Annotated in this window: 14 protein-coding genes; 8 read left to right on the plus strand and 6 right to left on the minus strand. The window is 67.6% G+C overall.

Annotated elements, in window-relative coordinates; translation table 11 throughout:
• Positions 1–152: 152 nt before the first annotated feature.
• From A5688_RS08605 to A5688_RS08625, 5 genes are all read left to right on the plus strand, one after another.
• Entirely contained in the window at positions 153–1385 is a 1233-nt protein-coding gene (locus A5688_RS08605) for a serine hydrolase domain-containing protein (RefSeq protein WP_067910061.1), read from the plus strand.
• The gene (locus A5688_RS08610; RefSeq protein WP_242662866.1) at positions 1382–3646 is read left to right on the plus strand and encodes an arylsulfatase; all 2265 of its coding nucleotides are present in this window, start codon (positions 1382–1384) and stop codon (positions 3644–3646) included. The genes A5688_RS08605 and A5688_RS08610 overlap by 4 nt, the downstream gene beginning before the upstream one ends.
• 8 nt (positions 3647–3654) lie before the next feature.
• Positions 3655–4329, plus strand: a complete 675-nt coding sequence (locus A5688_RS08615) for a GAP family protein (RefSeq protein WP_067827108.1) — start codon at positions 3655–3657, stop codon at positions 4327–4329.
• Between the two features lie 74 nt (positions 4330–4403).
• A complete protein-coding gene (locus A5688_RS08620) occupies positions 4404–5081 on the plus strand; it encodes a hypothetical protein (protein ID WP_067910055.1) in 678 nt (225 codons plus the stop codon).
• A gap of 13 nt (positions 5082–5094) precedes the next feature.
• Entirely contained in the window at positions 5095–5868 is a 774-nt protein-coding gene (locus tag A5688_RS08625; protein WP_082951021.1) for a YqjF family protein, read from the plus strand.
• An 8-nt stretch (positions 5869–5876) separates the two neighbouring features.
• Here the strand turns inward: A5688_RS08625 and A5688_RS08630 are convergent, their stop codons facing one another.
• Complete coding sequence (locus A5688_RS08630) at positions 5877–6632, minus strand: SDR family oxidoreductase (protein ID WP_067910051.1); 756 nt, start codon at positions 6630–6632, stop codon at positions 5877–5879.
• A 55-nt stretch (positions 6633–6687) separates the two neighbouring features.
• Between A5688_RS08630 and A5688_RS08635 the strand changes: the two genes are divergently transcribed.
• Positions 6688–7164, plus strand: a complete 477-nt coding sequence (locus tag A5688_RS08635; protein ID WP_067827037.1) for a nuclear transport factor 2 family protein — start codon at positions 6688–6690, stop codon at positions 7162–7164.
• Positions 7165–7248: 84 nt separating this feature from the next.
• Here A5688_RS08635 and A5688_RS08640 read toward each other — a convergent pair whose 3' ends face one another.
• The gene (locus tag A5688_RS08640; protein WP_067827041.1) at positions 7249–7992 is read right to left on the minus strand and encodes a DJ-1/PfpI family protein; all 744 of its coding nucleotides are present in this window, start codon (positions 7990–7992) and stop codon (positions 7249–7251) included.
• A gap of 19 nt (positions 7993–8011) precedes the next feature.
• The gene (locus tag A5688_RS08645; protein ID WP_067827044.1) at positions 8012–8962 is read right to left on the minus strand and encodes a GlxA family transcriptional regulator; all 951 of its coding nucleotides are present in this window, start codon (positions 8960–8962) and stop codon (positions 8012–8014) included.
• Between the two features lie 110 nt (positions 8963–9072).
• On the opposite strand from A5688_RS08645, the gene tpx reads away from it, so the two are divergent.
• The gene (gene tpx / locus A5688_RS08650) at positions 9073–9567 is read left to right on the plus strand and encodes a thiol peroxidase (RefSeq protein WP_067910048.1); all 495 of its coding nucleotides are present in this window, start codon (positions 9073–9075) and stop codon (positions 9565–9567) included.
• An 18-nt stretch (positions 9568–9585) separates the two neighbouring features.
• Here the strand turns inward: tpx and A5688_RS08655 are convergent, their stop codons facing one another.
• The 3 genes from A5688_RS08655 to A5688_RS08665 form a co-directional block, all read right to left on the minus strand.
• Positions 9586–10539 carry an NAD(P)H-dependent flavin oxidoreductase gene (locus A5688_RS08655; protein ID WP_067910046.1) on the minus strand — a complete coding sequence of 318 codons (954 nt, stop codon included), beginning with the start codon at positions 10537–10539 and terminating at the stop codon, positions 9586–9588.
• Positions 10536–10916: an NYN domain-containing protein gene (locus A5688_RS08660; RefSeq protein WP_067910044.1), complete on the minus strand. Its 381-nt coding sequence runs from the start codon at positions 10914–10916 to the stop codon at positions 10536–10538. The genes A5688_RS08655 and A5688_RS08660 overlap by 4 nt, the downstream gene beginning before the upstream one ends.
• 189 nt (positions 10917–11105) lie before the next feature.
• A complete protein-coding gene (locus A5688_RS08665) occupies positions 11106–11555 on the minus strand; it encodes a hypothetical protein (protein WP_067827056.1) in 450 nt (149 codons plus the stop codon).
• A 121-nt stretch (positions 11556–11676) separates the two neighbouring features.
• Here A5688_RS08665 and A5688_RS08670 point away from each other — a divergent pair, with 121 nt between their 5' ends.
• Positions 11677–12861 carry an acyl-CoA dehydrogenase family protein gene (locus tag A5688_RS08670; RefSeq protein WP_067910041.1) on the plus strand — a complete coding sequence of 395 codons (1185 nt, stop codon included), beginning with the start codon at positions 11677–11679 and terminating at the stop codon, positions 12859–12861.
• Positions 12862–13093 lie beyond the last annotated feature (232 nt).

Consider the following 13093-nt stretch of genomic DNA (forward strand, 5'->3'; position numbering starts at 1 on the left):
ACAATCAACGACGCCACTAAGCCATCGGAGGTCAACCCCCGGTCAGCCGACTGTCACCAACGTCCCTGCCGGGTACAACTAGCGGGCGGGCCGTACGCTCAAAAAGCCCTGCGCACGAACCGGGCTGGCTAGTCTCCACTCGGAGGCGCGAGATGGTTCTCAAGATGAGGGTGTCGCCGGATCTGATCGGCGGCGACATGGCGGCCGGCTACGGCAAGGTGGCCGACGCGTTCCGGACGACCTTTCGCGACCGGGCCGAGGTCGGCGCGGCCGTCGCGGTGTACCGCGACGGCGTCAAAGTGGTCGACCTGTGGGGCGGCTACCGGAACGGGTTGACCAAGGATCCGTGGCGGGCCGACACCATGGTCAATATGTTCTCCACGACCAAGGGCGTCGCCGCCCTGGTCGTGGCGGTGGCGGTGTCGCGCGGCCTGATCTCCTATGACGCCAAGGTCGCCGATTACTGGCCGGAATTCGCGCAGGCCGGCAAGGGCGACGTCACCGTCCGCCAACTCCTCGGTCACCAGGCCGGCGTCTGTGCGCTCACACCGAAGCCGGCGCTGGCCGACGTGGCCGATCCGGAGCGGCTGTCCCCGATCCTGGCCGCCCAGGCACCGGCGTGGCAACCCGGTACCCGGCACGGTTACCACGCCATCACGCTCGGCTGGTACGAATCGGAGTTGATCCGCCGGACCGATCCCGCCGGGCGCACGCTGGGCCGATTCCTGGCCGACGAGCTCGTCGCGCCCTGGGGACTCGACCTGCACATCGGGCTGCCGGAGGCGGTCGACCGCACCCGGGTGGCGCATATCCACAATTGGGCGCGCGCGGAAACGATGCTGCATCTGGGCGTCATGCCCCCGGGATTCCTGGGAGCTTCGCTCAACCCGGTCGGCCTGACGGCCCGCACCATCGCGGTCCCGCGCGGTGTCAACCCGTTCAACGGCGATTACAACCGCGACGACGTTCGGGCGGTCGAGATCCCGTCGGCCAACGGCATCGGTACCGCCAGGTCGGTCGCGCGTATGTACGGCAGCGCGGCCTGCGGCGGCGCCGAGGTTCCGCTGAGCCCCGGCACCCTCGAGGCGCTGACGGCACCGGCGATGTCGCCGAGCCGCGGGGTGCGCGACAAGGTGATGCACATCGATGTGGCCTATTCACTCGGTTTCTGTAAGCCCGTCCCGCAGTTCGTGTTCGGCTCGTCGGACAAGGCCTTCGGCACCCCGGGTTTCGGGGGATCGTTCGGATGTGCCGACCCGGACACCGATGTCGGCTTTGCTTACGTCATGAACCGGCTCGGGTTCCACCTTTGGAGCGATCCTCGTGAATTGGCTCTGCGGCAGGCGCTGTTTCGCGACGTGCTCGGGGCGCGAGCGCAGACGTGACGCCGCCAGGACCGTCGATCGTCTATCCGCCCGCCGGCGCCCCCAACGTCGTCGTGGTATTGCTCGACGACGTCGGATTCGGTGCCGCGTCGACGTTCGGCGGGCCGGTCCCCACACCTGCGCTAGACCGTGTCGCCGGAGCTGGATTGCGCTACAACCAATTCCACACGACGGCGCTGTGCTCTCCGACGCGCGCCGCGCTGCTGACCGGGCGCAACCACCACAGCGCGCACATGGGCACCATCTGCGAGATCGCCTACGGATTCCCGGGCTACGACAGCGTGATACCGCGGAGCACCGCCACGGTCGCCCAGGTGTTGCGGATGAACGGCTACAGCACGGCCCTGTTCGGCAAGGCGCATTTCACCCCGACGTGGGAGACCGGACCCGCCGGCCCCTTCGACCGCTGGCCCACCGGACTCGGATTCGAACGCTTCTACGGTTTCTTGGGCGGCGACACCTCGCAGTACGAACCCGCGCTCTACGACCAGATCACCCCCGTCGAGCCGTATCTCGGCCGCGACCACTACCACCTCACCGAGGACCTCGCCGACAAGGCGATCGACTGGATCAGGCTGCAGAAAACGTCGGCGCCGGACAAGCCGTTCTTCGTCTACTTCGCGCCCGGCGGCACCCACAGCCCGCACCAGGTATGGCCGGAATGGTCGGATCGGTTCGCCGGCCGATTCGACGACGGCTGGGATGCCCTGCAGCAGAACACATATGCCCGCCAACTCGAAATGGGCATCATCCCGCCCAATGCCGTGCTGACGCCGCGACCCGAGCAGATCCCCGCGTGGGCCGACTACCACGACCGCTACAAGCCGGTAGCCCGGCGGCTGATGGAGGTGTACGCCGGCTTTCTGGCCCACACCGACGCCCAGATCGGGCGGGTCATCGACGCCGTCGATGAGTTAGGTCAGTGGGACAACACGCTATTCATCTACCTGTGCGGCGACAACGGCGCGTCCGCCGAGGGCACGATACATGGCGCCTGGAGCTCACCGGCGTTCCAGAACGGAATGCCCGAAGACCCCGAATGGCTGCTCGCCCACATCGACGACTTCGGCACACCCCGATGCGAAAACCATTACAACGTCGGCTGGGCGTGGGCGCTCGACGCACCGTTTCAGTGGATGAAACAGGTGGCGTCGCATTTCGGCGGAACCCGCAACGGGCTGGCGATCTCGTGGCCGCGGGCCATCACCGCGGCGGGGGAGCAGCGCAGCCAGTTCCATCACGTCGTCGACATCGTTCCCACCATCCTCGAAGCGGCCGGCATCGAGATGCCCGCCCGCGTCGACGGCGTCGAACAGAAGCCGATCGAGGGTGTCAGCATGCGGTATTCGTTCGACGACTCCGGCGTGGCCAGCCGGCGCACCACACAGTATTTCGAGATCTTCGGCAATCGCGCTGTGTACCACGATGGTTGGATCGCGTCGTGTTTCCACGGCCGGCTGCCCTGGGTACGCGCCCAGCGCGCAACGCCGTTCGGCGACACCGAGCGCTGGGAGCTCTACCACCTCGCCGAGGATTTCAGCCAGGGCGTCGACCTCGCCACGCAACACCCCGACAAGCTCACCGAGCTGCAGGCCGTATTCGACGCTGAGGCACGCAAATACGATGTGTATCCGCTCAGCGACGCGACGCTGGCCCGCGCGTTGCCGGCGAATCGGCCGAGCCTGCTGGCCGGGCGCACCTCGGTCACCTATTACGCCGGGCAGGTGCGCATCCCGGAGCCGGTGACGCTGAGCTACACCAGCACCTCCTTCGAGCTGCGGGCACAACTGACCATACCGGCGGGCGGCGCTCAGGGAGTGGTCATCAGCATCGGTGGCGCGATGGCCGGATGGAGCCTGTACCTGCGCGACGACATCCCGCACTTTGTCTACAACTATCTCGGGCACCAGCTCACCACCGTTGCGGCCGCCGAGTCATTACCGGAAGGTCCCGTCGCGCTGGGGCTTTCGTTCGACTACGACGGCGGTGGGCTGGGCAAGGGCGCCGCGGTGTCGCTGCGGGTCGACGGCACCGAGGTCGCCCGCGGCCGCGTCGAACATACGGTGCCGTTCCGATTCTCGATGAGTGGGGAGACCTTGGACATCGGCACCGACACCGGATCCCCGGTTGCGCCCTACGGGCACGATTTCCGGTTCACCGGCCGCATCGACCGCATCGACGCCACCGTGTGGCCGCAGCCCGCCGATCTGGCCGTCGCGATCGCCGAGGCCGAGATGCGCGCGGCGCTGGGAGCGCAATAGTGCTCGCCATGTGGGGCGGCCTCGTCCCGTTGATCCTCGGGTGCGCGCTGGAACCGATCGAGATCGTCATCACGATCATGCTGCTGGGCACCCCGTCCCGCGTGCGGGCGGCCGGCGCCTGGGTCGCGGGACACGTCAGCACGCGCCTGCTGCAGGGCCTGATCTTCGGAACGATCCTGCATTGGGGAGCCCGCCGCGGCGCCGGCTCGGACCACCCGCACCACTGGATCGTGTCCACCGTGCTGTTGGTGGTGGCCTTGCTGTTCCTGGTCACCGCGGCGCGGGCGCTGTTCAGCGGCGAAGATCCCAACGCCCCGCCGCCGAAATGGATGACCATGCTGACATCGGCCACGCCCACCAAGGCGTTCTTCATCGGCGCCGGCGTCATCACCGTGTCGGTCAAAGCCTGGGTCTTCACGCTGGCGGCGATCAGCGTGATCGGCAACGCGGATTTGAGCCGGCCCGCCAACATCGGTTCATACGTGCTGTTCGTGGCGCTCGCCGCGAGCATGAATCTGCTCATCATCGGCGTGGCGGCGTTTTTCCCGCAGCGATCACGCTCGCTGCTGGACCGGAGTTTGCGCTGGCTACAGGACCACGATCGGCCCATCGTGGTCGTGGTGGGCCTGATTTTCGGAATCTGGTTTGGCATAAAAGCCCTGCAGGGCTTTGGGATTCTGTAATAACCCGGTGCCCGGGCGGGCGGTGCTCGAACACGGCACCGGACGCCGGCCGTCCCTGGTGGCATCCTGGCCATGTGGGTTTGGTTTTCCGGTTGGCGGAGCTGTTGATCGTCATCCTGCCGCTGACGGGCGCGATCGTCGCCGCCGCACGCGCGTTCGGCTCCTACCGGCGGCGCAGCGATGAGCAGTCGCGGGGCGTCGACCGGACACAACTGCCGGACCCTCCCGCCGCCGAGCGCGCCGGTGGGAACCAGGCGGCCCAGTGGCGCTCGATCCGGCGCATCCTCGACGAGCACGACCGAACGGATGCGCGCTGGCTCGAGTACGAACTCGACGTCGCCAAGCTGCTGGACTTCCCGCTGATGACCGACATGCGCGACCCGAACACGATCGCGTTTCACAAGGCCAAGCTCCGAGCCGACTTCCTGCGGCCGGTCAAGGCCGAGGATCTGCTCGACGACCGCGACGGCGCCGCGCAGTACATGGCCGCCGTCGAGGACTACGTGACCGCGTTCAACGCCGCCGAGGCCGAGGCGATCCGCAGACGCCGCAACGACTTTTCCCGGGCGGAGCAGCAGCGAATCGCGCGGGCGCAGAGCCTGTTGCGGGTGGCGGCCGATCCGGAGGCTGCGGCGCACGAACGCCAGCGCGCCTACCAGGTGGCCCGCAATGAACTCGACGGCCTGCTGGTGTTGCCCTCGGCGGTACAGGCGAACATCGAGCGCGGGATCTCCGGCGAGTTAGAGCGATAGGGCCGACGATCGGATGACCGCGACACCCGGCCCGCCGGCCACCGAACCGAATGAGCCGAGCGGTCTCGAGGGCTATCCGCTGACCCCGCCGCCGCTGGCCCGACCGGTGACGTTCGACCAGCACTGGCGCGATCTGACGTTCATCCACTGGCCGGTGGCACCCGAAAGCATCGAATCGATGTACCCGCCCGGAACCCGTCCCGACATCTTCGCCGATGGGTTGACGTACGTGGGGCTGATCCCGTTTGCCATGAGCAGCACCAAAGTTGGTTCCGCACTTCCCCTTCCGTACTTCGGCAGTTTTTTGGAAACGAATGTCCGGCTCTACTCGATCGACGACGCCGGGCGCCACGGTGTGCTTTTCCGGTCTTTGGAAACGGCGCGTCTGGCCGTCGTACCCCTCACGCGCATCGGCCTTGGCGTCCCCTACACCTGGGCCAGAATGCGGATGCGGCGCGACGGCGACCACATCGCGTACGACAGCGTGCGCCGATGGCCTCGGCGCGGCTTGCGCAGCCGGATCGAGATCGTCGTTGGCGACGTGGTCGAACCGACGCCGCTGGAAGCGTGGCTTACCGCCCGGTGGGGCGCCCATACGCGCAAGGCGGGCCGGACGTGGTGGGTGCCGAACGAGCACGGGCAGTGGCCGCTACGTGCGGCCGAGATCGTCGAGTTAAGCAGCGAACTGGTGGAGGCGGCCGGGGTGCGCCCGGCCGGCGAGCGGTTGCGCGCCCTGTATTCCGGTGGTGTGCGAACGCGTTTCGGCCGCCCCCGGCCGGTGCGGTAAGCACAGAGCTACGGGCAGGTGTAGCCGCCGTCGATGATGACGTCCGAACCGGTCATGTAGCTGGAGGCCTCGCTGGCCAGATAGACGTAGAGCCCGGTGAGCTCTTCGGGGCGACCGATGCGGCCGAGCGGGATCTTCGGCTCCCACTGGCGGTGGTATTCCGTAAGGGGTTCGACGAGTTCCGTGAGGATATAGCCGGGGCTGACGCTGTTGACCCGGATGTTGTGGGGCGCGAATTCGACCGCCATTGCCTTGGTCAGGTGGATGACGGCCGCCTTGGAGGCGCAGTAGTGGCCAACCCGCTGCGGGACGTTGATGATGGTGCCCGACATCGAGGCGGTGTTGATGATGACGCCGCCGCGCCCCTGGGCGACCATCGCCCGGGCGGCCGCCTGCGCGGTCAAAAAGACACCGGTCACATTGGTGTCCTGGATGCGCTGGAACTCCTCGGGCGACATCTCCAGCATCGCGACGTCGCCGATGATCCCGGCATTGCATACGGCGACGTCGATACCGCCCAGCTCCGCGGTCACCTGGTCCACCATGCCGTTCACCTGTTCGGGCCGGGTGACGTCGCATCGGATCGGCACGACCTTGCCTGGGGAATCACCGCCGTCGGCCGCCAGCTCCTCGGCGAGGCTTGCCAGGGCCTCGAAGTTCCGCGCCGCTATCGCCACATCGGCGCCGGCCTGCACGTAGGCCTGCGCCACCGTCCGGCCGATACCGCTGGATGCCCCGGTGACCAACGCCCGCTTGCCGCGCAGATATCCCCATTCCTATGAGCGACCGAAAACCGAAACACGTTCTAGTGTGTCCGCTATGGGCAAATTCACCAGGGCAGAAATCGATCAAGCAGTCGAGAACTACACAAAAGTCGTTGAGGGGTGCAGCGCTTCGGGCGACTGGCGGCCGTTCGCGGACCTCTTCACCGAGGACGTCGTCTACACGGAACATCACTACGGCGTCTTTCACGGGCGCGAGGCGGTCCGCGACTGGATCGTCGCGGTGATGGCGCCGTTTCCGCAGATGCGATTTCCGTCCGACTGGACCGCCTACGACGAGGACAACGACGCGGTGGTCGTCATGATCAAGAACCTGCTGGACCACCCCACCGACCCGAACGGTGAGCCGTTTTGGTTCCCGAACTGGACCCGGCTCGTCTACGCCGGCGACGGGCTGTTCTCCAGCGAGGAAGACATTTACAACCCCGACCGTGACGCTCCCGGAGTGGTTGCGGCCTGGATGCAGGCCGGCGGGCAGCTCGCGACGACCGAGATCCTGCAGCCCGGCGCCTAGCAACGAGGCACGCGCCTAGCGGTGACGCACGATAGTGCCTGCGCGCCAAGCGCTATCACCGGCGCTAGCTTTTGTCTGACTCGCCTACGCCATGCCGGAGGCGACCGCGCGCCCGCGCCGCCGCGACCGGACCTTGCGCAACGCCTGCTCCCAGGCGAGCAGGGTTGTGGCTTTCACGTTGGCGGGTTTCACGCTGTCGCGGGACAGCAGCGCCGTTGCGGCGGCCTTCGTGGTCGCCGACGCCTTCGACGTGTGGCCCGAGTCGAACGGCGGCTGCGGATCGTATTCGAGCGCGAGTTGGATTGCCTTCGCGCGGGATTCGCCGCCGATCTGTGCGGCCAGCCACAGGGCGAGGTCGAGCCCGGCGGACACGCCCGCGCTGGTGACGATGTCGTCCTGATGCACGATCCGTTCGTCGGCCACCGGAACCGCGCCGAATGCCTTTAGCGCGGGAACGGTCAGCCAATGCGATGTCGCGCGCCGGCCCTCGAGCAGGCCGGCGGCCGCCAGAATCACCGAGCCCGAGCACACCGACGTCGTCCAGCTCGCGGTGTCGTGGGCCCGGCGCAACCAGCCGAGCAGCGCCTCGTCGCGGGCATGAACCGGTGTCGACGGGCCACCGGGAACGAGAATCACGTCGGGAGAAGGGGTTTCGGCCAGCGCGTGGGTGGCGCCGATGACCAGCACCCCGGAGTCGGCGGTGATCGGCCCGGCGTCGTGCCACACGAAGCGCACCTCGGCGCCCGGCAGGTTGCGCAGCACCTCGTACGGACCGATCATGTCCAGCGCGGTGAATCCCGGATAGGCCACAATGGCGATTTGGGTCATCGGTGTCGTCCTTTCGACTTCAGGCGAATGCCTTGCGGTATTGGTCGGGCGAAATACCCACGCGGCGAAGGAAATTGCGCCGCATGGTCTCCGCGGTGCCGAAGCCGCACCGGGTGGCGATCGCGACGACGGTGTCGTCGGTCTCCTCCAGCTGCCGGCGCGCGGCTTCGGTGCGGACGCGTTCGACGTATTGACCCGGCGCCTCACCGATTTCGGCGGTGAATACCCGGGTGAAGTGGCGCGGGCTCATCGCGGCCCGGCGCGCCAGATCATCGATGCTGTGCAGACCGCCCGGTTCGGCCTCGATCGTCTCCTGCACCTCGCGGATCGAGTCCCTTCTGGCCCGCGGCATCCACACCGGCGCCGCGAACTGCGTCTGCCCGCCCGGTCGCCGCAGGTACAGCACCAGCCAGCGGGCGACGGTCTGCGCGACCTCGGTGCCGAGGTCGTCCTCGATCAGCGCCAGCGCGAGGTCGATGCCCGCGGTGACGCCCGCGGCCGTCCATACGGTGTCCGAGCTCCGCACGAAGATCGGGTCGGCATCGACCTCGACGGCGGGAAATTCACTCGCCAACTTCTCGGCGAAGGCCCAATGGGTGGTCACCCGGCACCCGTCCAGCAGACCCGCCTCGGCCGCGAGAAACGCGCCGGTGCACACCGTCACCACGCGGCGGGCATGTGTGGCGGCGGTCTTGATCCAGGCGACCAGCGCGGCATCGAACCGCGCCACGTCGACACCGGCGCCGCCCGGCAGCACCAGCGTGTCGATCGGGTCGCCGGGATCCGGCAGCGGGGCCGCCACGAAGGCCAGCCCGGTGGCCGTCTGCACCGGTTGGCCGCCAACCGAGGCCATCGCGACGTCGTACGCATCGCCGGTCAGCAGCGATGCGCCGGTGAACACCTCGTACGGGCCCACCACATCGAGGGCCTGTACGCCGGGAAAGCCGACGATCACCACGTTGCGGGGCATGGATTCAGTGTTGGACACGCCGGGGCGTGTCGTCTACGTCATGCATCCCACGAATTAGGACATGGGACCTGCCCCACGGCTGCCACGGCGGCCTTGGCAGACTGTTGCCCATGGCACAGATAACGTTGCGTGGAAACCCGATCAACACTGTCGGCGAGCTGCCTGCCGTCGGATCCAAAGCCCCGGCCTTCAGTCTGGTCGGCGGCGATCTGGCCGCGGTCTCAAGCGAGCAATTCGGCGGTAAGCCGGTGGTGCTCAACATCTTTCCGTCGATCGACACGCCGGTGTGCGCGAACAGCGTGCGGACCTTCAACGAGCGCGCCGCCGGCGGCGGGGCGACCGTGGTGAACATCTCGAAGGACCTGCCGTTCGCGCAGGCGCGATTTTGTGGCGCCGAGGGCATCGAGAACGTCACGAGCGGTTCGGCGTTCCGGGGCAGCTTCGGTGAGGACTACGGGGTCACCATGACCGACGGTCCGATGGCGGGGCTGCTCGCCCGGGCCATCGTGGTGATCGGCGCCGACGGCAATGTCGCCTACACCGAGCTGGTGCCCGAAATCGCGCAGGAGCCGAACTACGACGCGGCTCTGGCCGCGGCGGGCTGACCTGCAGGCCGCGTCGAGCTAGGGCCGGCCCGCCCGCTGCGACGTGGCCGCCAGCACCTCGCGGCAACCCCGCCACATCTCTTTGATGATGTCGGCGGCCGGGGGCAGATCCCGGATGCGCCCGGCCACCTGACCGGTGTTGGCCACGCTGGCGTCCATGTCGCCCTCGAAGTAGAGCCGCTGCACGCGTTGCAGTGCCGCGGCGCCGTCGGCGGCAGACGTCGCGGCATCGAGCCGCTCGGCGGCGGGTGTGCGGATCACTCGCATCATCCGCTTGCCGTCGAGGGGCAGCATCACCGTGCCGGTCTCGTCGGCGTCTATGACCGCTCGCTTGAGGTTGCCGTGCACCGGGGAGTCGGCCGAGGCGAGCAGCCGGGTGCCCATCTGCACCGCTTCGGCGCCGAGCACAAAAGCGGCCGCCATGGACCGCGCGTCGCAGATCCCTCCGGCGGCCACGATCGGGACGTCGACGTGCGCCGCCACCAACGGCAGCAACACCATCGTCGACGCCCCGAACCGGTTCTTGAATCCGCCTCCTTCGACACCTTCGACCACCAGTCCGTCCACGCCGGCATCGACGGCCTTCTTGGCCGCGGCCAGGGTGCCCACCACGTGGAACACGGTGATGTCCGCATCGTGCAGGCGTTCGGTGAACACCGACGGGCTGCCGGCCGAGGTGGTCACGAACCGAATGTCGTTGGCGACGAGCAGGTCCAGCATCGCCGGGTCCCGGTTGAACAACAGCGCGATGTTCGCGCCGACGGCACCACCGGTCAGCTCGCGCACCCGCCGCAGGTCGGCTCGACCCTGATCCGAGGTGGTCTCGATGATTCCCAGCGCGCCGGCATTCGACACCGCAGCGGCCAGCTGAGCACCGGCGATGTAGGTCATCGGCGCCTGGATGATCGGGATGTCGATGCGCGCGAGCGCGCAGACCCGGTTGGGTGCGGGACCCGGGTCGCCGGCAGTCATCGGTCCCGCGGATCGATGAGATTGCGGAAGCTTTCCGACCGGTGCACGGATGCCCCCAGGCTTCGCACTCGTTCGGTCAGCGCCCGGTCGGAGGTCACGACGCGAAGGTCGTGCGGCGCGGCGTCGGCCGCGACCAGCCGGACGATCTCGTCGTCGGCCGAATTCGCGGCCGCCCTGGGTGCGTGCGCAATCTCGACCACCGATGACGTGATGGCCGCCGACGGCGGCCGCTCAAACACCACTGTCACCGTTTCTCCTTGCCTCGCCGCCCATCGGTCCAGCGTTTCCACCAACGTGACCATGGCACCATTTCGGTCCTTCCACCAGCCATCGGGGCGGCTTCCGATCACATTCATGCCGTCGACAATCCAGCGCACAAGCCATACGTTAGGGCGCTAGTTCGTGGTCCGCCGCAAGATATCGGCGGACACTCGACCGGGGATAATCTCGCGACTGGCGGCAGTGCCCGGGTCGCGCATCCCGCAGAGAAACGACAGCGGGATGTCGGTGTGCGCGAGGGCGCTCTCACCCGCACCGGGCGCCGGAATACCAACCAGCGCCTGAAGTCACTGCACCGCAGCGGCTTTCACTATCATCAGCATAAGGCTGAGCACCACCAGCATGGCCAACGCGAGCAGTTGGGGCCAGGGCCGCCACGGCGCGTCCTGGATCGCATAGGACATCTCCTTGAGCGGGGAGGTTTGCGGCGGAGCGGCGCGCTGCGGCGGCACCGGCCGGTGGAACTGGTGGAAGTACAACTGGATGAGCGTCGCGCCGATCCACAACCCGCCCAGGAAGCTGACGGAGTCGATACCCCGGCACAACACCAGCACGGCGATCCCCACGGTGAAGACCATCAACACGCGATCCGACGTCGAGGTGGCCGACGGCTTGTCGCCGTACTGCTTGTCGAGCAGCGCGCGGCGCCGCCGGTAGGGCAGCGCGAAAAACGCGAACTTTGCGATGATGTGCAGGCCAAGTACGACGACGACGACGGTGGCAACGGTGTTCAGCATGAGGCTCTCTCGGTTCTCAGCGGCGCGATTCGTTCTCGAAGCGTCGAACGGTTGGTACGGTCACCGATATCAGATTCGGGGCCGATGTGCTCGCACCGTAGTCGATGATGGGAAGGGCCATATGACGTCGATCGCCGACACCGACGACCGGGTCGTCGGGCTGGCCCGCGGCATGCGGGACCTGGTGCAGGCCGAAGCCGCCGAATCCGAACGCGCGCGCACCCTCACCCCGGCGATCGTCGACGCGATGTGGGCGAGCGGCCTGATGTCGGCGTTCAACCCGGTGGCGGCCGGTGGCGTCGAGCCGTCGTTCACCGAGATGATCGAGACCTGGATCGAGATGGCTTGGCAGGATGGGTCATTCGGCTGGGTGGGCATCGCCAACCTGCCGTCGTCCTTCGCCGCGGCGGCGTACCTGCCCGACGACGGCTTCGCCGAGGTTTTCACCGCGCACGACAATCGGGTCACCATGGGCGGCCAATTCTTTCCCAACGGACAGGGCGCCGCCGTCGATGGCGGCTACCTTGTGAACGGCGCATGGAACTTCGGCTCGGGCACCGGGCACTCCCAATACATCGCGGCCGGATTCTTTCCGATGGACAACGGCGAGATGCGCTGGATCAGTGAGGGTTTCCCCGAAATGCGGGTGGCGGTGATTCCGCGGGAGCAGATCACTTTCAACGACGGCTGGTTCGTGCAGGGGCTCAAGGGAACCGGTTCCTACGACTACAGCGCTCAGGAGCTGTTCGTACCCGAGAGCCGCACGTTCGAGCTGTTCGTGCGTCAGCCCTACCGGGGGACATCGCCGGCCACCAGGATGGGACTGATGCCCGTGACCGCCGGCGGGCACGCGTCGTGGGCGCTGGGCGTGGCCAAGAGCATGCTCGACGACGTCCAAGAGCTGGCCGCGACGAAGTTCCGGATGAGTGACATGGCATCGCTGGCCAGCCGCCCCACGTTTCAGAAGGGACTCGCGCATCACCGCGCGGCCTGGCGTGCGGCGCGGCTCCTGGTGCTCGACGCGTTCACCCGCGCCGAAAGCGCGGTGGCGGCGGGGGAGGACCTGACACCGGCGCTCCGCGCCGACATGCGGGTGGCAGCGGTCTACGCCACCGACACGGCCCGAAGCTGCGCCGAATGGGCCCATCTGGTCGCCGGGACCAGCTCGATCCGGGAGGGCAGCCGGCTGGAGCGCGCCTTCCGTGACATCTACACCGGCACCCAGCACGCCTTCATCAGTGAGAAGGTCGCCATCGACGTCGCCCAGATCTGGCTGGGCATCATCGACGACCAACCCGGGTTGTAGGTAGCCCGCCCCGCCCGGTCAGGGAGCCTCGCGGAAACCCGTGATCGATCAGTCGTCCGGACACCGCAAACCCACTAGAGCGCAGCCGAATTCAGCAATCAGAAGGCTGATGGTCCAGCAGATCTACTGACTGCGCACCAGGAGCTTCATCTGCTTGTTGCAGCACGTCTCCGCGTGCTCGGTATCCGACGCGCAGGGACACGGCTTTTCGTAAACGAGCACCGCTCCACAC

Origin of the sequence: Mycobacterium mantenii (assembly GCF_001667865.1) — a bacterium.
Taxonomy (GTDB): domain Bacteria; phylum Actinomycetota; class Actinomycetes; order Mycobacteriales; family Mycobacteriaceae; genus Mycobacterium; species Mycobacterium mantenii_A.

Coding starts and splice junctions, on each gene's coding strand:
- A5688_RS08605 (WP_067910061.1), top strand. CDS start 153: ATGGTTCTCAAGATGAGGGTGTCGCCGGATCTGATCGGCGGCGACATG.
- A5688_RS08615 (WP_067827108.1), top strand. CDS start 3,655: ATGTGGGGCGGCCTCGTCCCGTTGATCCTCGGGTGCGCGCTGGAACCG.
- A5688_RS08625 (WP_082951021.1), top strand. CDS start 5,095: ATGACCGCGACACCCGGCCCGCCGGCCACCGAACCGAATGAGCCGAGC.
- A5688_RS08635 (WP_067827037.1), top strand. CDS start 6,688: ATGGGCAAATTCACCAGGGCAGAAATCGATCAAGCAGTCGAGAACTAC.
- A5688_RS08640 (WP_067827041.1), bottom strand. CDS start 7,992: ATGACCCAAATCGCCATTGTGGCCTATCCGGGATTCACCGCGCTGGAC.
- A5688_RS08645 (WP_067827044.1), bottom strand. CDS start 8,962: ATGCCCCGCAACGTGGTGATCGTCGGCTTTCCCGGCGTACAGGCCCTC.
- tpx (WP_067910048.1), top strand. CDS start 9,073: ATGGCACAGATAACGTTGCGTGGAAACCCGATCAACACTGTCGGCGAG.
- A5688_RS08655 (WP_067910046.1), bottom strand. CDS start 10,539: ATGACTGCCGGCGACCCGGGTCCCGCACCCAACCGGGTCTGCGCGCTC.
- A5688_RS08665 (WP_067827056.1), bottom strand. CDS start 11,555: ATGCTGAACACCGTTGCCACCGTCGTCGTCGTCGTACTTGGCCTGCAC.
- A5688_RS08670 (WP_067910041.1), top strand. CDS start 11,677: ATGACGTCGATCGCCGACACCGACGACCGGGTCGTCGGGCTGGCCCGC.